At 71.5% G+C, this 22037-nt stretch carries 15 protein-coding genes; 7 read left to right on the forward strand and 8 right to left on the reverse strand.

The annotated features are described in order from the left end of the window. Positions 1 to 17: 17 nt before the first annotated feature. The 3 genes from glnA (HNR13_RS10230) to HNR13_RS22030 all read left to right on the forward strand — a co-directional run bounded on the left by glnA (HNR13_RS10230) (position 18) and on the right by HNR13_RS22030 (position 5415). Complete coding sequence (gene glnA, locus HNR13_RS10230; RefSeq protein WP_179605657.1) at positions 18 to 1355, forward strand: type I glutamate--ammonia ligase; 1338 nt, start codon at positions 18 to 20, stop codon at positions 1353 to 1355. Positions 1356 to 1362: 7 nt separating this feature from the next. After that, positions 1363 to 4386, forward strand: coding sequence for a bifunctional [glutamine synthetase] adenylyltransferase/[glutamine synthetase]-adenylyl-L-tyrosine phosphorylase (locus tag HNR13_RS10235; protein ID WP_179605658.1), 3024 nt, complete (start codon positions 1363 to 1365; stop codon positions 4384 to 4386). 75 nt (positions 4387 to 4461) lie between these two features. Continuing rightward, the gene (locus tag HNR13_RS22030) at positions 4462 to 5415 is read left to right on the forward strand and encodes a helix-turn-helix domain-containing protein (protein ID WP_179605659.1); all 954 of its coding nucleotides are present in this window, start codon (positions 4462 to 4464) and stop codon (positions 5413 to 5415) included. Positions 5416 to 5418: 3 nt separating this feature from the next. On the opposite strand, the gene HNR13_RS10245 is transcribed toward HNR13_RS22030, so the two are convergent. Further along, on the reverse strand, positions 5419 to 5730 hold the full coding sequence (locus HNR13_RS10245; protein WP_179605660.1) for a YciI family protein: 312 nt from the start codon (positions 5728 to 5730) through the stop codon (positions 5419 to 5421). Positions 5731 to 6034: 304 nt separating this feature from the next. On the opposite strand from HNR13_RS10245, the gene HNR13_RS10250 reads away from it, so the two are divergent. Beyond that, the gene (locus tag HNR13_RS10250) at positions 6035 to 7375 is read left to right on the forward strand and encodes an LCP family protein (RefSeq protein WP_179605661.1); all 1341 of its coding nucleotides are present in this window, start codon (positions 6035 to 6037) and stop codon (positions 7373 to 7375) included. 66 nt (positions 7376 to 7441) lie between these two features. Here HNR13_RS10250 and glnA (HNR13_RS10255) read toward each other — a convergent pair whose 3' ends face one another. Next, the gene (glnA, locus tag HNR13_RS10255; protein WP_179605662.1) at positions 7442 to 8866 is read right to left on the reverse strand and encodes a type I glutamate--ammonia ligase; all 1425 of its coding nucleotides are present in this window, start codon (positions 8864 to 8866) and stop codon (positions 7442 to 7444) included. 202 nt (positions 8867 to 9068) lie between these two features. Between glnA (HNR13_RS10255) and HNR13_RS10260 the strand changes: the two genes are divergently transcribed. Then, complete coding sequence (locus HNR13_RS10260) at positions 9069 to 9494, forward strand: RDD family protein (protein ID WP_179605663.1); 426 nt, start codon at positions 9069 to 9071, stop codon at positions 9492 to 9494. Positions 9495 to 9752: 258 nt separating this feature from the next. Here the strand turns inward: HNR13_RS10260 and HNR13_RS10265 are convergent, their stop codons facing one another. The 3 genes from HNR13_RS10265 to lipB all read right to left on the reverse strand — a co-directional run bounded on the left by HNR13_RS10265 (position 9753) and on the right by lipB (position 12349). After that, on the reverse strand, positions 9753 to 10451 hold the full coding sequence (locus tag HNR13_RS10265; RefSeq protein WP_179605664.1) for a DUF4191 domain-containing protein: 699 nt from the start codon (positions 10449 to 10451) through the stop codon (positions 9753 to 9755). A 120-nt stretch (positions 10452 to 10571) separates the two neighbouring features. Next, positions 10572 to 11534, reverse strand: a complete 963-nt coding sequence (lipA, locus tag HNR13_RS10270) for a lipoyl synthase (RefSeq protein WP_179609342.1) — start codon at positions 11532 to 11534, stop codon at positions 10572 to 10574. Positions 11535 to 11632: 98 nt separating this feature from the next. Continuing rightward, positions 11633 to 12349 (reverse strand): lipoyl(octanoyl) transferase LipB, encoded by a 717-nt coding sequence (gene lipB, locus HNR13_RS10275; protein WP_179605665.1) that lies wholly within the window; start codon positions 12347 to 12349, stop codon positions 11633 to 11635. Between the two features lie 1092 nt (positions 12350 to 13441). Here lipB and HNR13_RS10280 point away from each other — a divergent pair. Together HNR13_RS10280 and HNR13_RS10285 are read left to right on the forward strand one after the other, a co-directional pair. Further along, positions 13442 to 14428: a hypothetical protein gene (locus tag HNR13_RS10280; RefSeq protein ID WP_179605666.1), complete on the forward strand. Its 987-nt coding sequence runs from the start codon at positions 13442 to 13444 to the stop codon at positions 14426 to 14428. Between the two features lie 72 nt (positions 14429 to 14500). Next, the gene (locus tag HNR13_RS10285) at positions 14501 to 15532 is read left to right on the forward strand and encodes an acyltransferase family protein (RefSeq protein ID WP_179605667.1); all 1032 of its coding nucleotides are present in this window, start codon (positions 14501 to 14503) and stop codon (positions 15530 to 15532) included. A gap of 1858 nt (positions 15533 to 17390) precedes the next feature. Here HNR13_RS10285 and sucB read toward each other — a convergent pair. The 3 genes from sucB to HNR13_RS10300 all read right to left on the reverse strand — a co-directional run bounded on the left by sucB (position 17391) and on the right by HNR13_RS10300 (position 21929). Further along, positions 17391 to 18905, reverse strand: a complete 1515-nt coding sequence (sucB, locus tag HNR13_RS10290) for a 2-oxoglutarate dehydrogenase, E2 component, dihydrolipoamide succinyltransferase (RefSeq protein ID WP_179605668.1) — start codon at positions 18903 to 18905, stop codon at positions 17391 to 17393. A 65-nt stretch (positions 18906 to 18970) separates the two neighbouring features. Further along, positions 18971 to 20344: a dihydrolipoyl dehydrogenase gene (gene lpdA, locus HNR13_RS10295; RefSeq protein ID WP_179605669.1), complete on the reverse strand. Its 1374-nt coding sequence runs from the start codon at positions 20342 to 20344 to the stop codon at positions 18971 to 18973. A 103-nt stretch (positions 20345 to 20447) separates the two neighbouring features. Then, positions 20448 to 21929, reverse strand: coding sequence for a leucyl aminopeptidase (locus HNR13_RS10300; RefSeq protein ID WP_179605670.1), 1482 nt, complete (start codon positions 21927 to 21929; stop codon positions 20448 to 20450). Between the last annotated feature and the right edge of the window lie 108 nt (positions 21930 to 22037).

Genomic DNA, 22037 nt, shown 5'->3' on the forward strand with positions numbered 1-22037 from the left:
CCGACGAAAGGGGCAGGATGGACAAGCAGCGCGACTTCGTTCTTCGCACCATCGAGGAGCGCGGCGTCAAGTTCGTGAGGCTGTGGTTCACCGACGTGGTCGGCACGCTCAAATCCGTGGCGATCGCCCCGGCCGAGGTCGAGGGCGCGTTCACCGAGGGCCTCGGCTTCGACGGCTCCGCCATCGAGGGCCTGACCCGTGCGTTCGAGTCCGACCTGCTGGCGCATCCGGACCCCACGACGTTCCAGATCCTGCCGTGGCGCGGGGAGGTCGACCCGACCGCCCGCATGTTCTGCGACATCACCACGCCCGACGGCCAGCCGTCGGTCTCCGACCCGCGCAACGTGCTCAAGCGCACGCTGGAGAAGGCAGCCGACCGCGGCTTCACCTTCTACACGCACCCGGAGATCGAGTTCTACCTGCTCAAGTCCTCCACCTTCGGCGACGAGGGCCCGGAGCCCGTGGACTCGGCCGGCTACTTCGACAACGTCCCTGGCGGCACGGCGCACGACTTCCGCCGCCGCTCGGTGCGAATGCTGGAAGACCTCGGCATCTCGGTGGAGTTCAGCCACCACGAGGCCGGCCCCGGCCAGAACGAGATCGACCTCCGCTACGCCGACGCGCTGACCACCGCGGACAACATCATGACGTTCCGCACGGTCATCAAGGAGGTGGCGATCGAGCAGGGCGTCTACGCGACCTTCATGCCGAAGCCGCTCTCCGGCCACCCGGGCTCCGGCATGCACACCCACATGTCGCTGTTCGAGGGCGACACGAACGCGTTCTTCGAGGCGGGCGCGCAGTACCAGCTCTCGAAGACCGGGCGGCAGTTCATCGCCGGCCTGCTCAAGCACGCGCCGGAGATCACGGCCGTCACGAACCAGTTCGTCAACTCCTACAAGCGGCTCTGGGGCGGCGACGAGGCGCCGAGCTTCGTCTGCTGGGGGCACAACAACCGCTCCGCGCTCGTCCGCGTCCCGCTCTACAAGCCGAACAAGGGCCAGAGCTCGCGCGTCGAGTACCGCGCCATCGACTCCGCCGCGAACCCCTACCTGGCGTTCTCGCTGATGCTGGCCGCCGGCCTCAAGGGCATCGAGGGGCAGTACGAACTGCCGCCGGAGGCCGAGGACAACGTCTGGGCGCTCTCCGACGCCGAGCGGCGTGCGCTCGGCTACAGCCAGCTCCCGGCCAGCCTCGACCACGCCATCTCGCTCATGGAGGACTCCGAGCTGGTGGCCGAGACGCTCGGCGAGTCGGTCTTCAACTACGTGCTGCTGAACAAGCGGCGCGAGTGGGCGGAGTACCGGGCGCAGGTCACGCCGTTCGAGCTGCGATCGAACCTCGAGATCCTCTGATCCGCACGTGACCCGCGAGCAGCTCTCCCTCACGACGCTGGCTCGCGCCGGTTTCGTGGGGCTGAGCTCCGTCCGCGGCGAGCTCGACGAGCTGGTCGAGCTGACCGGCTTCGGGGTCGACGACCTCCTGCCGGCGCTCTCGGCCGCCGCCGATCCGGACACCGCGCTCGCGCTGGCCCTGCGGCTGCTGCGGCACGCCCCGGTGCAGACCGCCCGCTACGTGCCGTCGCGGAACGACGCGCGCCGGGTGTTTCGCGTCATCGGGGCGTCGGAGGGCGCCGCCGAGTTCTTCCTCCGCCAGCCCGCCGAACTGAGCGCGCTCGACTACCCGATCACCGCGCTGCCGACGGCGGAGGAGCTGCGCGCCGACCTGCTGGATTCCGTCGGCGCCCTGGACGGGGTCGCCGCCCTGGAGGGCGACGCCGCCCGTACCGCCCTCCGCGTCCGCTACCGGCGGCGGCTCGTGCAGATCGCGAGCTTCGACCTGGAGCAGGAGGACCCGGTCGCCGGGCTGGATGCCGTCGCCGCGGCCCTCTCCGACCTGGCCGCCGCCGCGCTGGAGGCCTCGCTCGCGGTCGCCCGGCGCGAGACCATCGGGACCGGCCCCGGCCGGTTCTCCGAGGCGGAGGTGCGCGCCACCCGGTTCGCCGTGATCGGCATGGGCAAGGCGGGCGCGCGCGAGCTCAACTACGTCAGCGACGTCGACGTCATCTATGTCACCGAGGGCGACGAGGAGGCCGGGCTCAGCTCCGGCCGTGCCGTCGACATCGCGACTCGGCTGGCCATGCTGACCCAGCGCGGGATCCACGAGCCGGCGATCGAGCCGGGCCTGTGGGAGGTCGACCCGAACCTGCGCCCGGAGGGCAAGGACGGCGCGCTGGTGCGCACGCTGGAGTCCCACATCGCCTACTACGACCGCTGGGCGAAGGGCTGGGAGTTCCAGGCCCTGCTCAAGGCGCGGCCGCTCGCCGGCGACCGGGAGCTGGGGGAGCGTTACGTCGCCGCGCTCGCCCCGAAGGTGTGGAGCAGCGCCTCCCGCGAGAACTTCGTGGAGTCGGTGCAGCGGATGCGGGAGCGCGTCACCGACAACATCCCCGACGACGAGACCCACTACCAGCTGAAGCTCGGGCCCGGCGGCCTGCGCGACGTCGAGTTCACCGTGCAGCTGCTGCAGCTCGTCCACGGCCAGACCGACGAACTGGTGCGGCAGCGCGACACGCTGTCCGCCCTGGCCGCGCTCGCCGCGCAGGGCTACATCGGCCGGGACGAGGCCGCGGCCTTCTCGCAGGACTACCGGACGCTGCGCCTCATGGAGCACCGCCTCCAGCTCCGGCACCTCAGCCGCACGCACCTCATGCCGCGCGACGAGAGCGACGTCCGGATCCTGGCCCGCGCGACCGGGCTGGCACCGAGCGCCGAGCAGCTGCTGGTGCGCTGGAACGAGATCAAGCACCGCGTGCGCGGGCTGCACGAGCGGCTGTTCTACCGTCCGCTGCTCAGCGCGGTCGCGGCCATGCCCACGGACGACACCGGTCTCACCGGGGGAGCCGGGCTGACCAGCGAGCAGGCCGAGGCCCGGCTCGCGGCGATCGGCTTCCGCGACCCGCGGGGGGCGCTCGCCCACATCGCCGCGCTCACCGCCGGGGTGTCCCGCCGTGCGATCATCCAGCGCCACCTGCTGCCCGTGCTGCTGCAGTGGTTCGCCGCCGGAGCGGACCCCGACTACGGCCTCCTGACCTTCCGCCGGCTCAGCGAAGACCTCGGCACCACGCACTGGTACCTGAAGATGCTGCGCGACTCCACCGGCGCGGCCGAGCGGCTCACCCGGGTGCTGTCCGGGTCGCGGTACGCGGGCGAGCTGCTCGGCCGCATCCCGGAGTCGGTGGCCTGGCTGGAGTCGGAGGACGACCTGCGCCCGCGCAGCGCCGAGGTGCTGCGCGAGGAGACCGCCGCCATCCTCGGCCGGCACCAGTCCGCGGCGACCGCGGCCGCGTCGCTGCGCGCCGTCCGCCGCCGCGAGGTGCTGCGGCTGGCGTTCTCGGCGATCCTCGGCTTCGCCACGATCGAGGAGCTCGCCCGCGGGCTGACCGCCGTCAACGAGAACGTGCTCGAGGGCGTGCTGTCCGCGATCCGCGCCGAACGCGGTGACGCGGCCGACCTGGAGTTCGCGATCATCGGGATGGGCCGGTTCGGCGGCCGCGAGCTCGGCTTCGGCTCCGACCTCGACGTGATGTACGTCTTCCGGCCGCTCGCCGCCGACCAGGACGCCGCGCACAAGGCCGCCCTGGCGATCGTCGCCGACCTCAACCGGCTGACCGAGGACAACCGCCTCCCGCTCGACCTGGACATCGGCCTGCGCCCGGAGGGCAAGAACGGCCCGCCGGTGCGCTCGCTGGAGGCCTACCGCGCCTACTACAAGCGCTGGTCGCTCACCTGGGAGGCTCAGGCCCTGCTGCGCGCCCGCGGCGTGGCCGGCGACGCCGCGCTGCTCGCGGACTTCGAGGCCGTCGCCGACGAGGTCCGCTACCCGGCGGCGATCGGCGAGCAGGAGGTCCGCGAGGTGAAGCGGATCAAGGCCCGCGTGGAGAACGAGCGGCTGCCGCAGGGCGCCGACCCGGCCCGCCACCTCAAGCTCGGCCGAGGCTCGCTGAGCGACGTCGAATGGTTCGTCCAGCTCGTCCAGCTCCAGCACGCCGCGGCGATCCCGGCGCTGCGGACCACGTCGACCCTGGAGGCGCTGGCCGTCGCGGTCGACAACGACCTGATCGCGGAGGACGACGCGGCCCGGCTGCGCGAGGCCTGGCTGTTCGCCTCCCGCGCCCGCTCGGCGATGACCCTCTGGACGAACAAGACGGCCGACGTGCTCCCCGCCGACCGCGTCGCGCTGGAGGGCGTCGCCCGGCTGCTGGAGTACCCGCCCGGCTCGGCGAGCCGCCTGGAGGAGGACTACCTGGGAGTGACCAGGCGGGCACGCGCGGTCTTCGAGCGCTCGTTCTACGGCCTCCCGCAGCGTCCGGCGCCGACGGGGTGAGTCGCGGGACCCTCCACACCGCGCCGGAGGAGTACGCTCGCCACAGCACCGCGCTCATGAGGAACGGGGCGCGGCGTGGCCCACGACGAACGGAGACGGGTGGCGGGTTACTTCGAGCAGACCTTCGGCTCCGACGATGTCGACGAATCCGAGGACTGGCTCAACACGCGCTACGGGCACGTCGACGTCACCCGTAGTCTCACCCGCTATGACGAGCGCGTGGTCGGCGACGACCGGTTCTTCCTCACCGAGGTCAGCACCTTCGGGCGGTACGAGTGCGCGATCGATCCCGACACCGTGCTGGTCGTCGCGGCGACCCCCGGTTTCCGCTGGGAACTCGACGGCGACGAGGGGTCGCCGACCGACCGTCCCGCGCTGTTCCAGCCGGGCAGGCCGTACCTGGCCAAGGTCGCCGACTCCGACATCATCGGCGTCGGGCTGCCGCCCGAGGCGCTGCAGCGCACGGCCCGCCTGCTCTACGGGCACGACGAGCTGGAGGTCCGCTTCGACGGGCCCTACCCCGCGGGCGACCGGGCGGGGGCGCGCTGGCTCGCAGCGCTGGAACTGGTGCGCCGCGAGGAGGCGCGCGGCCTGCTCGGCAACGACCTGATCCGCGCGAGCGCCTACCGGCTCCTGGCGGTGACCGCGCTGGAGTCGTTCCGGCTGGTCGGCGACCGGAGCTCGTTGCGAGCCTCCGCGGCGCGGCGCACGTCCGTGTACCGCGCGGGCGCCCGGTTCCTCCGGGACCACGCGTCCCTGCCGATCACGGTCGAGGACGCCGCCCTGGCCGCCGGGGCCTCCACCCGCGAACTGCTCCTCGCGTTCCGCTCCAGGAACGACGAGGGCGTCACGCCCGCACGCTACCTGAGGCGCGTCCGGCTCGACGCCGCGCGGCACGAACTGACCGCCTCCGCGGATGCCGCGCCGGCCGTGGACGCGCAGGCGATCGTGGAGCGCTGGGGATTCGGGTCGCCTGCCGCGTTCGAGCTCGCGTACCGCAGGGAGTACGCGGGCCCGAGCGCGGGCTGACGGTCACATACCCGGGATGGCCGTCAGCTCGTAGACATCGATCGTGCCGCCCATCGCGCGGTGCGGGTGACCGGTGAGCAGCGTCTCGACGGCGTCGGGACCGTCCGCCTCGATGAGTGTGTAGCCGCCGATGCTGCGGTCGGCTCCGTCCGAGACGGCGGCCGTGGGGGCGCCGAAGTCGAGCAGGCCAGCGCCGACCTGCTCGCCCCAGGCGGTCCAGGCGGCGTTCATCTGCTCGGCCTGTTCGGGAGTGGGCTCCGGCATCGAGGCCATCGCCTCGGGGTCGGCGCGGTAGAGGAGGAGATAACGGGCCATGGTGGGACCTTTCCGTTTCGCGCGGGCCCCGGTGGCCCAGGCGTGACCGAATCTAGTCGCGCGCGTGCGGCGCGGGAACGGCGGTCGCGGGACGTTTTCTGGGAGTTCATCGGGCATCTGCCGACCGGGGCGGTTTTCGGTGGGACGATCGGGAGGCCCGGTAGCGCACCCGGTCGTCGGTGGACCCCGAAGCCCGCGGTCCCGAACCGCCGCGGACCCTGAACCGCAGCGGAACCCGTACCGCCGCGGAACCGACGCTCCAGCGCCGCGGGCCACCACCCCGAACGCCCGAGGAGACCCGAACATGACCCCGCCCCGCCATGCCGACCCGGCCTTCCCGGCCGGCGACAGCGGCGCCGCCGAGCCGGTTCGCCGCAATGTCGCGCACGCCCAGCGCGTCCGCCCCTCCGTGACGAAGCGGATCCTGCTCTCCGTCGCCGGGGCGCTCGCGGTCGTGCTCGTCGCCGTGGGCGCGTTCGCCGCCTACTCGTACGTCGACCTGTCGAACGGCCTCCACCGCTCCGCGATCACGCTCCCCGGCGGCCCCAAGAAGAAGGACGTCGCGGAGACCAACATCCTCGTGATGGGCCTGGACAGCCGGCTGGACGAGAACGGGAACCCGCTGCCGGCCGACGTCTACAACGCCCTGCACGCCGGAGGCCAGGGCGACGGCGGCTACAACGCCAACGTGCTGATGCTCATCCACATCCCGGCCGGGGGCAAGAAGGCGGTCGGCATCTCGATCCCGCGCGACGACTACGCGCCGCTCTCCGGGAGCCCGGACGGCGTCTCCCAGTCCAAGATCAAGGAGGCCTACGGCCTCGCCCTCGACCAGAAGCTCACCGAGCTGACCAAGGCCGGGGTCGCCCACGATGACGCGTACCAGCAGGCCCGCACCTTCGCCCGCCAGACCGAGCTGCAGACGGTGTCCGACTTCCTCGGCGGCGTGCGCATCGACCACTTCATCGAGGTCACGATGGCCGCGTTCTACCAGGTCGCCCAGGCCGTCCAACCGGTGACCGTGTGCATCGCGGAGGACACCCAGGACCCGTACTCCGGCGCCGACTTCAAGGCCGGGGTGCAGCAGCTGTCGGCCTCCCAGGCGGTCAGCTTCGTCCGCCAGCGCCGCGACGAGAACAACACGGCCCTGAACTTCACCGACCTGGACCGCGAGCGCCGCCAGCAGGCGTTCATCGTGTCCCTGGCGACCAAGCTGAAGAAGGCCGACACGTTCGCGAACCCGGCGACCCTGGAGTCGCTGATCTCGGCGGCCAAGCAGAACATCGCCCTCGACTCCGGCTTCGACCTGCTCAGCTTCGCGTCGGAGGCCCAGCACCTGGCCGGCGGCAACATCACCTTCACCACTCTGCCGATCACCGGCTACGGCGTGCGGGACGGCAAGGATGTCAACCTCGTCGACCCCGACCAGATCCACGCGATCGTGCAGCAGCTCCTGAACCCGCCCGCGGCGACGGCCACGCCGACAGCGGCTCCGGGTGCGACGGCCTCGGGCGTGCCGGTGCCGTCGGCGTCTGCTGCCGCCCCCGCACCGACCCCCAGCGCGACGAAGCCGCCCGGCCCGAACGGCACCTACACGGACCCGACGGCCCCGCTGCCGTCCGGGGGAGTGCCCTGCGTGAAGTGAGGGCAGCAAACGCGGAAAGGGCCGCACCCCGACGGGATGCGGCCCTTCCAGCGCTGCTTGAGGTGCTTACACCCCGTAGTACAGCTCGTACTCGAACGGGTGCGGGCGCTGCGCGAGGGGCTTGATCTCCTTCTCGCGCTTGTACTCGATCCAGGTCTCGATGAGCTCCGGGGTGAACACGCCGCCTGCGGTGAGGAAGTCGTGGTCGGCCTCGAGGGCGTCGAGGGCCTCGCCGAGGGAGCCGGGGACCTGCGGGATGTTGCGGGCCTCCTCGGGCGGCAGCTCGTAGAGGTCCTTGTCGACCGGCTCGTGCGGCTCGATGCGGTTCTTGATGCCGTCGAGGCCCGCCATCAGCTGGGCGGCGAACGCGAGGTACGGGTTGCCCGAGGCGTCCGGCGCGCGGAACTCGATGCGCTTGGCCTTCGGGTTGGTGCCCGTGATCGGGATGCGGATGGACGCCGAGCGGTTTCCGGCCGAGTAGACCAGGTTGACCGGGGCCTCGAAGCCGGGGACCAGGCGGTGGAAGGAGTTCACCGTCGGGTTCGTGAAGGCCAGCACCGCCGGGGCGTGCTTCAGCAGGCCGCCGATGTACCAGCGGGCGATGTCGGACAGGCCGCCGTAGCCGGCCTCGTCGTAGAACAGCGGCTTGCCGTCGTTCCACAGCGACTGGTGGGTGTGCATGCCCGAGCCGTTGTCGCCGAAGAGCGGCTTCGGCATGAACGTGGCGGTCTTGCCCCACTGCTCGGCCGTGTTCTTCACGATGTACTTGAACTTCAGGATGTCGTCCGCCGCGTGGACCATGGTGTCGAAGCGGTAGTTGATCTCGGCCTGGCCGCCGGTGCCCACCTCGTGGTGCGCGCGCTCCAGGATGAGGCCGGCGTCGATCAGCTTCAGCGAGATGTCGTCGCGCAGGTCGGCCTGCTTGTCGACGGGGCTCACCGGGAAGTAGCCGCCCTTGTAGGGGGTCTTGTTGCCGAGGTTGCCGCCCTCTTCGACGCGGCCGGAGTTCCAGGCGCCCTCCTCGGAGTCCACCGCGTAGAAGCTGGAGTTCTGCTTCACCTCGTAGCGGACGTCGTCGAAGATGTAGAACTCGGCCTCCGGAGCGAAGAACGCGGTGTCCGCGATGCCGGTGGAGGCGAGGTACTTCTCCGCCTTCTTGGCGACCTGACGCGGGTCCTTCGCGTAGATCTCGCCGTTGCGGGGGTTGTAGATGTCGAAGACCATGATCAGCGTGCGCTCGGCGCGGAACGGGTCGATGTAGGCGGTCGACACGTCAGGGATCAGCTGCATGTCCGACTCGTGGATCGACGCGAAACCGCGGATCGAGGAACCGTCGAACAGCTGGCCGACGGAGAAGAACTCCTCGTCCACGGTCGCTGCGGGGATGTTGAAGTGCTGCTGCACACCGGGCAGATCGGTGAAGCGGATATCAAGGAACTTGACGTCGGTGTCCTTGATGTACTTGAGCACCTCGGAAGAATCACGGAACATACGGAGGACTCCCAATGGCTTGCGGTGACGGACTGCGCGTGCAGCCCAAGCTACACGCTAGGGGGAGGCCGTTTCCCTCCGGTGACGCAAATGTTTCCGGCATGTTACGCGGTGCGTTGCCTGTCCGCGACAGGGCTGGGGCGTGGCGGGCGGGGAGCAACAGGTCAGGGGAGCGGTCAGCCGGGGCCGGTAAACTCGTGGGGTGCCGCAGAACACCCCGCCCTCCCGCTTCGGCGACCTCGCCCCCAGCCGTTACCCGGGGGAGCGGCTCGGCCTCCCGGAGGCGGGCCCGCGGTCGGTCGGCAGGCTGGGCCGCCGGCTCGGTGCGATCGTCGTCGACTGGGCGCTCGCGTCGCTGATCTCGCTGGCGTTCTTCCACTACGACTCGTGGGCGAACATCGGCATCTTCGCCCTGATGCAGGTCGTCTTCATCCCCACGATCGGCGGCAGCATCGGCCACCGGCTCTTCGGCATGCGGGTCGTCGCGCTCGCTGGCGGCTGGGTCGGCGTCTGGCGGCCGGTCGTGCGCACGGTGCTGCTGTGTATCGTGATCCCGGCGCTGGTGTGGGACTCCGACCAGCGCGGCTTCCACGACAAGGTCGCGGGGACGGTGCTGATCCGCGCGTAGCCCGGGCGGCGAGGCGCGTGCCGCTGCGCTCCTGGCGTGTGTGTTCAGGCGAGCGGGATGCGCTGGCCGCTGGCCGCTGACCGGCGTTCTCGGCCCCTGCGATGCTGTGCGCTCGCAGCGAAGCGGGCGCTCGCCGGGCTGCTGCCGACGTCTGTCGTGGCGTGGACCGTCAACGCCTTCCCGGCGCCGATCGTCGTCCGCGATCCGGTCCTCTACCGCGCCCGCGCGCGAGCGTTCCGCTGACGACTGACGAGGGATTCAGCGAGCGCGCTGGGCGCGCACCTTCATCGGGTCGATGCCCTTGGGGATCGGCATCGAGTTCTCCAGCGACTGCAGGCGGTTGCTGATGGCGATGACCTCGGCCTTGGTGAGCGTCGGCTTGATCTTGGACAGCGTGCGCGGCACCTTGTGCAGCGGGACCGAGTCGGCGTCGGGGCCGACCGAGATCGTGGTGACCGGCACGTTCGGGAGCACGCGGTTGATCTTGCGGCGCTCCTCGTCGATCATCCGCTGGGTGCGGGTCTTCGGGCCCTCGCTGATGAGCACGACGCCGCCGCGGCCGGTGGCACGGTAGACCGCGTCCTGCGTCTTGCCGTTGACGGCGACCGGCATCTCCGAGCCGCGCCAGCTGCGCTTGAGCGAGCTGCGCAGCACGGCGCCGACGGCCCCGGGCTGCCCCTCGATCTGCGAGTACGCGGCACGTTCGGCGCGGCGGCCGAGGATGATGAGGCCGACCAGCACGCCGGCCAGGACGCCCGCGACGATCCAGAGGACCATCGTGAAGACGTTGCCGCCGGACAGGAACACCGCCATCGCGATGCCCGCCAGGATCGGCAGCACGATTCCACCCACGATGTAGAGGAGCGCGCGGTCGTCGTAGCGGCGGGTCATCTGGAAGACCTGCCACATCTGCTTCAGCCGACCGGGCTCCTTGGTGGACTTGTCCTTACGTGCCATAGAGACAAGGATACCGGCTCGCCCGGCCCCTGGATGACCTGTTCACGGCGGGCGTAGCGCCGATCGGGAGGCCGCGCTCAGACGGTCGCGCGGCCTCCCGGATCGGCGTGGAGAGCGGTCTCAGGAGACGGCCTGGGCGAACCCGGCGGACGCGTCGGCGAGGTGCTGGAGCTCGGCGGGGACCTCGCGTCCCTTGGCCGCCATCGACTGCGCCCAGAGCCGTCCCGCGCGGTATGACGAGCGCACGAGCGGGCCCGAGAGGACGCCGAGGAACCCGATCTCCTCGGCCTCCTGCTTGAACTCGACGAACTCGTCCGGGTGCACCCACCGTGCGACCGGGAGGTGGCGCGGGCTGGGCCGGAGGTACTGCGTGATCGTGATGATGTCGGTGCCTGCGTCGTGGAGGTCGTGCAGGGCCTGGCTGATTTCGGCGCGCTCCTCGCCCATCCCGAGGATGAGGTTGGACTTGGTGATCAGTCCGGCGTGGCGGCCCTGGGTGATGACGTCGAGCGAGCGCTCGTAGCGGAAGGCCGGCCGGATGCGCTTGAAGATGCGCGGCACTGTCTCGACGTTGTGCGCGAAGACCTCGGGCCGTGCCGAGAACACCTCGCCGAGGTACTCGGGGTTGCCGGAGAAGTCGGGGACCAGGATCTCCACCCCGGTGCCGGGGCTCTGCCGGTGGATCTCGCGGATGGTCTCCGCATACAGCCAGGAGCCTTCGTCCTCGAGGTCGTCGCGGGCCACCCCGGTGACGGTCGAGTAGCGCAGCCCCATCTTCGCCACGGACTCGCCCACGCGCCGCGGCTCGTCCCGGTCGAACTCGGCGGGCTTGCCGGTGTCGATCTGGCAGAAGTCGCAGCGCCGGGTGCACTGCGAGCCGCCGATGAGGAACGTCGCCTCGCGGTCCTCCCAGCACTCGTAGATGTTCGGGCAGCCGGCCTCCTGGCAGACCGTGTGCAGCTCTTCGGACTTCACGAGGTTCTGCAGCTGGCGGTACTCCGGGCCCATCTTGGCCTTGGTCTTGATCCACGCCGGCTTGCGCTCGATCGGGGTCTGCGCGTTGCGGACCTCCAAGCGGAGCATGCGGCGGCCCTGCGGCTCGGTCGCGCGGGGTGCGGCGTCCTGAGGCGCGGTGGTCTGGGGTGCGGCGGTCTGGGGTGCGGCGGTCTGCGGTTCGCTGGTCATGCGGCGACCTCCGTCGCGGTCGTGGCGGGCGTCGTGTGCGCGGCGGCGACCGGGCTGGAGGACGCGTCGGCCAGCCCGCGGTCGAGTGCGGCCTGGATGAGGGGAGCGACGTCCTGGGGTGTGACCGTGCGGCCGAGGACGCGGGAGATCGTGGTCACCCCGGCGTCGCGGATGCCGCAGGCGACGATCTTGTCGTAGGGGTCGAGGCTGTTGGAGCAGTTGAGGGCGAAGCCGTGCATGGTGACGCCTTCGGCGACGCGGATCCCGATGGCGGCGATCTTCTCGTCCGCCGGCCGTCCGTCCGCCGTGACGCCGTGCCCCGGCAGCCAGACGCCGGAGCGCCCCTCCACGCGCTCGCCGGGGACGCCGAGCCCGACGAGCACCTCGATGAGGATCCCTTCGAGCCAGCGCACGTACCCGACGACGTCGATCGGCTCGGCCAGGCGCAGGATCGGGTAGCCGACGAGCTGCCCCGGGCCGTGCCACGTGATCTTGCCCCCGCGATCGACGTCGATCACGGGCGTGCCGTCGGTGGGGCGCTCGTCCGGGGAGGTGCGCTTGCCCGCGGTGAAGACCGGGGCGTGTTCGAGGAGGAGGACGGTGTCGGGCGTGCGTCCCGCGACGACGTCGGCGTGCGTCGCGCGCTGACGGACGAGTCCGTCGTCGTAGGGGACGTGCTGCGAGCCGAGTCCGGAGACATCGAAGATCGTCATAGAGGCATCCTAAATGGACTCAGTACAAAAAGTCGCGTTCGCGCTCGACTGCGGCTGAGATCCTCCACAGGTGGGCTGCGCCTCGGAGTCGTCCACGGATTCGCGCCCGGCTGTCCGACTCTCGATTCGCCGCGATGGACTGGGGGCATGCAGAGGAGACGGAGGCCAGTGGACGTGATCGCGCACGCCGAGAGGATCGCCGCGGCCGAGGGATGGACGGTGCTTGGCCGCCGCGGAACCGGGGACACGGACGAGGCGTCGCTCGTGGTGTCGGGAGGGGACCTTCGCGGGCAGGCGGTGCTGACGGTGCGGCGGGGGCCATGGGAGGGGGCGGTTTCGCGCGAGTCGTCGGAGGGCGGGATGCAGGAAGACCGGGAGTGGGCCGCTGAGGGCTCGGCAGGTCGGCGGTTGTCGCGTGACTCGGTGAGGTCGGGCCCGCGGGGTGCGGGTTCGGGGGCTGGAGGTTCGGGGGCTGGAGGTTCTCGGCCTGGAGGTTCTCGGGCTGGAGGTCCGGGGGCTGGAGGTTATCGGGCTGGGGGTCTGTCGGCTGGGGGTCTGTCGGCCGGCGGATCGAGGACCGGCAGCTTGCCGGCCGGCGATGCGAACACGCGTGGATCAGGGCCTGGTGACGTGTGCACCGGTGGCGGTCCGGCTGCTGGCTTGGGAGCCGGTGCCTTTCGGACTGGCGGCGTTCGAGCTGGCGGCGTTCGGGCCGACGACTTCCGGACTGGCGACTCTCGGACCGATGACGTTCGGGCTGGTGACTTTCCGCCGGGCGTTCGGGGTGGTGACTTTCCGGTGCGCGTGCGGGCTGGTGGCGTTCGGGCCACACGCATGGGAGCTGGCGACTTTCGGGCCGGTGACCCTCGGGCTGGCGGCGTTCGGGCTGGCGGCGTTCGGGCTGCCGCCGTGGGGACTGCTGAGCCGCGGACCGCTGGTTGGGGGACCGGCGAGCCGGGGATTGAAGGGCTCGGGTCTGCGGGCGCACAGCGTGGAGACCTCGCACCGCCGACGCTGTCTCCGCACCTGCCCCGGCCCTTGACGACGCCCGCCGACCGCCGCGCGGCGCGCGGCGCGGTCACGATCCGGCTCGTGGAACACCCCACGCGCGGCACTCTCGACGACCTGCTCGCCAGGGGCGCCCTCACGGCGGGGGAGGCCGTGACCGTGCTCATCGCCACGGCACGCGGACTCTCGGCGCTCCACGCCGAGGGCCTCGCCGGCATACCGCTCGCACCCCGCGACGTCGGCTTCCGCGACGACGGCTGCCCCGTCCTGACGGCGGTAGGCCGCCTGCGTGAACTCGGCCAGCAGACGATGGCCGACGACGTCGCCGCGTTCGCCGCGCTCGCCCGCACCATCTGCTCCGCCGTGGCAGCGGAGCCCGGTGCTGCAGTGCTCGAGGCGGCCACGAACCGGAGCCATCGCAGCTGGGAGGACGTCGCCGCAGGACTGCTGCGCGCCGCCGATCCGACCGCGGTCCGCGCCCCGGACGCCGATTCGATCGCCGCGATGCCAGCCCGGCCCGCACTGCCTCGCACGCGCAGCCTGGCGACGCGATGGGGCCACCACCAGGCCGCGCGATCGGTGGGGATGGATACGACGGCGCGTTCGGTCGGCCGAGATCACCGCCTCCGCTCGGACGCACGGGCTGCGGACGGTCGCTTCGTCCCACGCAACTCCACCGCACCATCGCGCAGACGCGAGTCGACGGGGCGCTCCGCATCCCGGGACTCCCGCTCGGGATCGCCCGGTCGCCGCCCCGCCGCGCGCCCGATCGGTCGCGAGCGGACATCCCCGTCGGCCGGACGAGCTTCGCCACCGCGCGCGGTCGGCCGGGCTCCGGCCCAGCGCGCCGTGTCGCGTACCCCACCTGCGCGTGCGGCCGCGCGCGACTTCTTCAGCGCGCTGGAGCAGGTGCTGGACCTGCTCGGTGATCGCCCGGTCGGCCGCGCCGGGGCCGCTGCCCGCTCCTGGATCGCGGCCCGACCACTCGTGGTGGCGGTCGGGGCTGCGCCCGTGCTCGCCACCGTGCTGCTGCTGGTGGTTCTGCCGGGAGCACCGGCGCCTCCGGGTTAGACTGACGCCGGCCGATCGGGGCTCGCGGACGCGAGCCCCCGGCCGCATCGAGGAGAAGGGTCCGAGCAGACGGTGACGAACACGACGGTGGCGAACGCGATCGCCAGGCCGAGGTCCGCCGCGATCGACGCCGTCCGCGTCCTCGGCGTGGTCGCGATCGTCTACGGCCACGTGTTCGGGCTGAACTTCCTGCGCAGCAGCCTCTTCATCTGGCACGTCCCCGTGTTCTTCGTCCTCACCGGCTACCTGTGGACGGCGAACCGCTCGATCCTCACCGAGGTGCGCAAGCGCACGCTGACGCTGCTGGTTCCGTACGCCGCCTGGCTGCTGATCATCCTCTCGCCATTGGTCAACGACCTGATCCTGCACGGCAGGAACACGGTCCCGCTGGAGATCGCGCTGCGCGGCGGCGCGCTGCTCACCGGCCAGTTCGCCGCGTTCTGGTTCGTGACCGCCCTGTTCTTCGCCGCCATCTACCTGCGGCTGCTGGAGCGCCTCCCCGAGATCGTGCAGTGGGCGGTCCCGTTGGTGGCGCTCGTCGCTCTGTGGGTCTTCCACGTCCCGTTCCAGCAGGTCCCGCTCTCGGCGGGTGTCGCGGTGCCGTGCCTCATCTTTGTCCTAGCGGGCCGTCAGCTGAAGCGGGTGCGCTCTCGGGTGCCGCGTCCTGGCCTGGTCGGACTCGGCCTGCTGGTCGTCGGCTTCGCCCTGGTCGCCACGAACGTCGTCCCCCCGGTCGACCTGAAGCAGTCCGACTTCGGCCTGCCGATCGTGACGGTGCTGGTGTCGATCGGGATCTGCTTCGGGCTGATCCTCGTCGCGGAGGAGGCGGTCCCGCTGCTCGGCCGTGTCACGGGCGCCATCATCACGCGACTTGCGCTGACTTCGTTCATGGTGATCCTCACCCACGCGGTGGTCATCCAGGCCCTCCGCCCGAACGCACCCCTCGGCTCGCCCAAGATGTTCCTCGCGGCCCTCATCATCCCGTGGGTCCTGGCGCTGCTCGTAAACCTCACCCCCCTCTCGCGCATCCTGATCGGCGTCCCGATGTCGCGCCTCCGCCTGCGCTCCCGCGCGTCGAAGGTCTCAGCCGACGCGATGCGCTGACCGGGCGCTCGGAACCGTCAGCCCGGGTCGGCGCTGGGCGCTCGGCGCCCGGGCCGCGTGCGCCCGTGCCTCGGACGCTCGCACCCGGGACTCGCCCGCTTCTGGCCCGCTGACCCGAGGTGTCGGACCTCGGGCGTTCCGACGGTGGATGCGGTGCCTCGCGGCCCGCTGAGCCGAGGTGGTCGGACCTCGGGAGTTCCGACTGTGGATGCGGCGCCTTGCGGCCCGCTGACCCGAGGTGTTCGGACCTCTGGCGTTCCGAGTGTGGATGTTCCTGCTTCGGGGTTGTTGAGTCGAGGTGGTCGGACCTCGGGAGTTCCGACTGTGGACGTTGCTACTGCGGGGGCTGCTGAGCCGAGGTGGTCGGACCTCGGGAGTTCCGACTGTGGACGTTCCTGCTCGGGGGCTGTTGAGTCGAGGTGGTCGGACCTCGGGAGTTCCGACTGTGGACGTTCCTGCTCGGGGCTGCTGAGCCGAGGTGGTCGGACCTCGGGAGTTCCGACTGTGGACGTTCCTGCTCGGGGCTGCTGAGCCGAGGTGGTCGGACCTCGGGAGTTCCGACTGTGGACGTTCCTGCTCGGGGCTGCTGAGCCGAGGTGGTCGGACCTCGGGAGTTCCGACTGTGGACGTTCCTGCTCGGGGCTGCTGAGCCGAGGTGGTCGGACCTCGGGAGTTCCGACTGTGGACGTTCCTGCTCGGGGCTGCTGAGCCGAGGTGGTCGGACCTCGGGAGTTCCGACTGTGGACGTTCCTGCTCGGGGCTGCTGAGCCGAGGTGGTCGGACCTCGGGAGTTCCGACCGTGGACGTTCGTACTTCGGGTGCGCCTACCCGGGGCGGTCTGACTCTGGGCGCTTGGTCCGCAGATGTTGGCGCTCTGGTTGCTAGGACCGCGGGCGCTAGGACCGCGGGCGCTAGGACCGCGGGCGCTAGGACCGCGGGCGCTAGGACTGCGGGCTCTGCGGCTCCGGGCGCGCTGACCGAGATGCGCAGACCTCAGGCCCTCCGGCCGCGCACGCTCCGGCTCCGGATCCTCTGAACCGAGGTGAATCGACCTCAGGCGCGTCAACCGCGGATGTTCGTACTCCGGACCCTAGGACCTCCGGTGCTCCGACTGTGGACGCTGTGGCTTCAGGCGCGCAGACCCGAGCTGGTCGGACGCCGGGCGCCCCGACCGCGGATGCTGGCGCTGTCGTGGCGAGGACCACGGGCCCTTAGGCCGTGCGCGCTGCGGCTCCGCGCGCGCTGACCGAGATGGGGGGGAGGGCAGGCGCTCTGGGCGCAGGCGCTCCGACACGGGATCTTCCGACTCGGGGTGGCTGGGCCTCGGGCGCGTCAACCGCGGATGTTCGCACTCTGGACTCCTGGACCTCCGGCGCTGCCACTGTGGTCGCTCCGGCCTCGCGCAGTCCCGAGCTGTTCCGACGCCGGTCGCTCCGGCCGCGGGCGCTCCGACCACGAATCCTCTACCTTGAGGTCATTCGACCACGGGCGCTTCGACCGTGGATGTGAAGCAACCTGGGACGTTCCGACCTCGAGCCCGTCGACCCCGAGCACTCCGACCGGGGCACAACGGCATGGGGTGCGTCAGCGTCGGTTGTTCCGACCCCGGCGGAACAACCGTGGACACTCCGACCCCGAGGACTTCGGCCATGGGCACCAGGCCATTGGGCACATCAGCGTCGGATGCTCCGACCTCGGGTGGTCCGAACTCCAGTGCGCCGACTTCGGGTGCTCCGCCCGAGAGCGTCTCGACCCCAGGCGCCTCGACCCGAGGCGTTCCGACCACGGTCGCTCCGGCCCGGAAACGCGGAACGGCCCGGCTCTCCGAGGGGAGCCGGGCCGTTCGCGTGGGGTCGGTTCAGATGCCGAGGCTGCCCTCGAATGCGCCGCCCTCGAGGCGGTTCTTGACCGCGACGAGGAAGCGGGCCGCGTCGGCGCCGTCGACGATCCGGTGGTCGTACGACAGGGCGAGGTAGACCGTGGAGCGGATCGCGATGGAGTCCGAGCCGTCGGCCGTGATGACGACCGGCTTCTTGGTGACGATGCCCGTGCCCAGGATCGCGACCTGCGGGAGGAAGACGACCGGGGTGTCGAACAGCGCGCCGCGCGAACCGGTGTTGGTCAGCGTGAACGTTCCGCCGGCGAGCTCGTCCGGCTTCAGGCGGTTGTCGCGGGTGCGCTCGGCGAGGTCCGCGATCTCACGGGCCAGGCCGGCGATGTCGAGGTCCGACGCGTTGCGGATCACCGGGGTGAGCAGGCCGCGCTCGGTGTCGACCGCGATCGAGATGTTCTCGTGGTCCGGGTAGACGATGCTGTCGCCGTCCACCGTCGCGTTGATGACCGGGTAGGCCTTCAGCGCCTCGGCGGCCGCCAGGGCGAAGAACGGCAGGAAGGAGAGCTTGGTGCCGGTCTTGGCGAGGAAGTCGCCCTTCACCCGGTCGCGCAGCGCGGCGACCTTCGTGACGTCGACCTCGACCACCGTGGTGAGCTGCGCGGTCGACTGCATCGAGACGACGGCGCGCTCGGCGACGACCTTGCGCAGACGGGACATCTGCTGCGTGGTGCCGCGCAGCGGGGAGACCTCGACCACGGGAGCGGCGGCGGCAGGAGCGGCTTCCGCAGCGGCCGGAGCGGCGGCGGAGAGGATGTCCTCCTTGCGGATGCGTCCGCCGACGCCGGTGCCGGTCACGGTCGCGAGGTCGACGCCGTGCTCGTTGGCGAGCTTGCGGACGATCGGGGTCACGTACCCGGAGGTGCCGGCGTGCGCACCCGACGTGGCGGGAGCCTCAGCGGCCGGTGCCGGAGCGGCAGCGGGAGCCGGAGCAGCGGCCGGAGCCGGCGCAGCAGCGGGTGCCGGAGCAGCAGCCGGAGCCGGCGCAGGAGCCGGAGCCTCCTGAGCGGGCGCGGCCGGGGCCGCAGCGGGCGCGGGAGCAGCGGCCGGAGCCTCCTGAACCGGAGCCTCCTGAACCGGAGCGGCCGGAGCAGCCGCCGGGGCCTCCTGCACGGGCGTAGCCGGAGCAGCCTCAGCCGGAGCCGGAGCCGCAGCCGGAGCCGGAGCCGGAGCCTCAGCCGGAGCGGCCTCCGCCGCCGGAGCAGCGGCCTCCGGCGCGGCGGCCGGAGCCTCGCCCGCACCGGAGCCGTCGCCGATCGTCACGAGCGCAGTGCCCACCTCGACCGTCTCGTCCTCCTGCACCAGGATCGCCTCGATGACGCCCGCGACGGGCGAGGGGATCTCGGTGTCGACCTTGTCGGTCGAGACTTCGAGCAAGGGCTCGTCGACCTCGACACGGTCGCCAACGTTCTTCAGCCAGCGGGTGACCGTGCCTTCCGTGACACTCTCGCCGAGTGCCGGGAGGCTGACGGATTCGCTCATGAGCTTCTCTCCTTCAAAACCTGATCGTTGTGTAGCTTATTGCAGCCGCTCGCGCGGCGGCGGCGTTAGAGGGTGTGCAGCGGCTTGCCTGCGAGGTACAGGAAGGCCTCGCCCAGCGACTCGTTCTGCGTCGGGTGCGCGTGGATGAACGGGGCGATGTCCTCCGGGTACGCCTCCCAGTTCACGGCCAGCTGCGCCTCGCCGATCAGCTCGCCCACGCGGGCGCCGATCATGTGGACGCCGACGACGGGGCCGTCGTTGACGCGGACGACCTTGACGGTGCCGCTCGTGCCGATGATCTCGCTCTTGCCGTTGCCGGCCAGGCTGTAGTCGTAGCTCGTGATCGCGTCCGCGCCGTACTGCTCGGCCGCCTTGGCCTCGGTGAGGCCGATGGAGGCGACCTCGGGGTCGCAGTAGGTGACCTTGGGGATGTTGACGTCGGGGACGACGATGGGGTTGAGGCCCGCGATCTCCTCCGCGACGAAGATGCCCTGCTGGAAGCCGCGGTGCGCGAGCTGCAGGCCGGGGACGATGTCGCCGACGGCGTAGACGCCGGGGATGTTGGTGTGGAGGCGCTCGTCGGTGATGACGAAGCCGCGGTCGAGCGTGATGCCGACCTCGTCGTAGCCCATGCCCGCGGTGAGCGGGCCGCGGCCGACGGCGACGAGGAGGAGCTCGGCCTCGACGGTGCTGCCGTCCTCCAGCGAGACGACGACGCCGTTCTCGTTCTGGGTGACGCCGGAGAACCGGACGCCGAGGCGGTAGTCGATGCCGCGGCGGCGGAAGGCGCGCTCCAGGCCCTTGCTGAGGGTCTCGTCCTCGTTGGGGACGAGGTGGGGGAGGGCCTCGATGATGGTGACATCGGCGCCGAAGGACTTCCAGACGCTGGCGAACTCGACGCCGATGACGCCGCCGCCGAGGACCGCGACCTTCTTGGGGACGAAGTCGAGTTCGAGGGCCTGCTCGCTGGTGATCACGCGGCCGCCGATCTCGAGGCCGGGGAGGCTGCGCGAGTAGGAGCCGGTGGCGAGGATGACGTTCTTGCCGGTGATGGTGTCGTCGCCGACCTGGACGGTCGTCGGGGAGGTCAGCTTGCCCTCGCCCTCGATGACGGTGATGCCGCGGGCCTTCACGAGGCCCTGCAGTCCCTTGTACTTCTTGGCGACGATGCTCTGGCGGTACTCGGTGACACCGTTGATGTCGACGCCCTGGAGCTCGGTGACGATGCCGTACTTGGCCGACTCCCGCGAGTAGTCCGCGACCTCGGCCGCGTGCAGCAGCGCCTTGGTCGGGATGCAGCCGCGGTGCAGGCAGGTGCCGCCGACCTTGTCCTTCTCGATCATGCCGACGGTGAAACCGAGCTCGGCCGCACGCAGCGCCGCTGCGTAGCCTCCGCTCCCACCGCCGAGCACCACAATGTCAAAGTTCTGCTCAGACACCCAGCTACTCCTCGCGCATCAGGATTCGTGACACGATCCTGCCCCGGGGGATGACGTGGGGCAGGCGTTGCATGGGCAGGATTTTCCTGCCCATACGACCCTACTACCTCTGGGAAAAGTCCTCGGCCAAACGGATGAGCGCACGTACGCTGACGGCGGACGGGCCTTTGCCGGTGAAGCCATACGGCGCGGACGGGCCCTTGGCCGGGCCCGCGATGTCCAGGTGCGCCCAGGGGATCCGCGGCGCGTCGTCCTCGTCGCCGGTGCGCCCGATGAACTCCTGGAGGAAGACGCCCGCCAGCAGCATCCCGCCCGCGGTGACGCCGGGGTTGGCGTTGGCGATGTCGGCGACGTCGGAGTTGATGGTCGCGCGCAGCTCGCTCGCGAGCGGCATCGGCCAGAGCAGCTCGCCGGAGGCCTTCGCAGCGGCGAGGACGTCGCCGACCAGGTCGTCGGAGCCCATCACCGCGGCGTACCGGGTGCCGAGGGCGACCATCGCGGCGCCGGTCAGGGTGGCGACGTCGACGATCGCGTCCGGGTGCTCCTCGCCGGCGACGACCAGGCCGTCGGCGAGCACGAGCCGGCCCTCCGCGTCGGTGTTGAGCACCTCGACGGTGCGGCCGCCGCGCATGCGCAGCACGTCATTCGGGCGGATGGCGGAGCCGGAGGGCATGTTCTCGGCGAGGCACAGCCACGCGGTGACGCGGACGGGCAGCGCGAGCCGGGCGGCGGCCAGGGCGACGGCGAGCACCGTGGCCGCGCCGGTCATGTCGTACTTCATCCCCACCATGCCGGAGGCGGGCTTGAGCGACAGGCCGCCGGAGTCGAAGGTGATGCCCTTGCCGACGAGCGCGAGGTGCTTCGCCGCGTCCGCCGGCGCGTAGTCGACCTTCACCAGGCGCGGCGGGCGCACCGAGCCCTGGCCGACGCCGAGGATGCCCCCGAAGCCCTCCGCGGCGAGGCGGTGCTCGTCCCAGACCTCGACGGTGACGGGGAGGCCCTCCACGGCCTCCTCGACCCGGGAGACGAACGACGCCGGGTAGAGGTCGATCGGGGGAGTGTTGACGAGGTCCTTGACCAGGGCCGCCGCGCCGGACACCGCGAGCGCGCGGGCGACGAGCGCGTCGCCGGAGGCCGACTCGCCCACGACCTCGATGGTCCCGACCGGCGCCTTGACGCCGGCCCGGCTCGCGGACCGGTACTCCGTGAAAGCGTACGCGCCGAGCGCCGCTCCCTCGAGCACCGCGCCGAGCTGCGCGTCGTCCGCGGCGGGGAGGTCGATGGCGACGTGGCCGACGCCGGCGAGCTGGCGGATCGCGGTGCCCGCCGCGTAGCGCAGCGCGTCCTCGTCCACCGGCTCCGGCAGGCCGACGACGGCGAGGCCGGGACCGCCTGCGGCGCCGGGGAGGCGCACGAGCTCGTCCTTGCCCCCGGAGAAGCCGACCGCTGCCAGCTCGTCGCCCAGCCCCGCGCGCGCCGAGGCGGAGAGCACGGAGACGCCGTCGGCGCCGGAGCGCGCGGCGAGCACGAGGACGTCGGCAGAAGAGGAGGGAGCGGGCGAGAGGCTGAGGGCGGGAGGCGTCATGTCTCGACCCTAACCGCTGGAGGCCGTGCGGCAGCGGAGGCCGCCTGTTCGCTGTGGGCGTGCTGCGAGCGGGCCTGTGCGCCGCGACCGGGTCGGGTGGGCGGCCTA

The organism is Leifsonia shinshuensis, assembly GCF_013410375.1.
Taxonomy (GTDB): Bacteria; Actinomycetota; Actinomycetes; order Actinomycetales; family Microbacteriaceae; genus Leifsonia; species Leifsonia shinshuensis.

Coding starts and splice junctions, on each gene's coding strand:
- HNR13_RS10265 (WP_179605664.1), bottom strand. CDS start 10,451: ATGGCACGTAAGGACAAGTCCACCAAGGAGCCCGGTCGGCTGAAGCAG.
- glnA (WP_179605662.1), bottom strand. CDS start 8,866: ATGTTCCGTGATTCTTCCGAGGTGCTCAAGTACATCAAGGACACCGAC.
- HNR13_RS10300 (WP_179605670.1), bottom strand. CDS start 21,929: ATGACGCCTCCCGCCCTCAGCCTCTCGCCCGCTCCCTCCTCTTCTGCC.
- lipA (WP_179609342.1), bottom strand. CDS start 11,534: ATGCTCCGCTTGGAGGTCCGCAACGCGCAGACCCCGATCGAGCGCAAG.
- glnA (WP_179605657.1), top strand. CDS start 18: ATGGACAAGCAGCGCGACTTCGTTCTTCGCACCATCGAGGAGCGCGGC.
- lipB (WP_179605665.1), bottom strand. CDS start 12,349: ATGACGATCTTCGATGTCTCCGGACTCGGCTCGCAGCACGTCCCCTAC.
- HNR13_RS10250 (WP_179605661.1), top strand. CDS start 6,035: ATGACCCCGCCCCGCCATGCCGACCCGGCCTTCCCGGCCGGCGACAGC.
- sucB (WP_179605668.1), bottom strand. CDS start 18,905: ATGAGCGAATCCGTCAGCCTCCCGGCACTCGGCGAGAGTGTCACGGAA.
- HNR13_RS10245 (WP_179605660.1), bottom strand. CDS start 5,730: ATGGCCCGTTATCTCCTCCTCTACCGCGCCGACCCCGAGGCGATGGCC.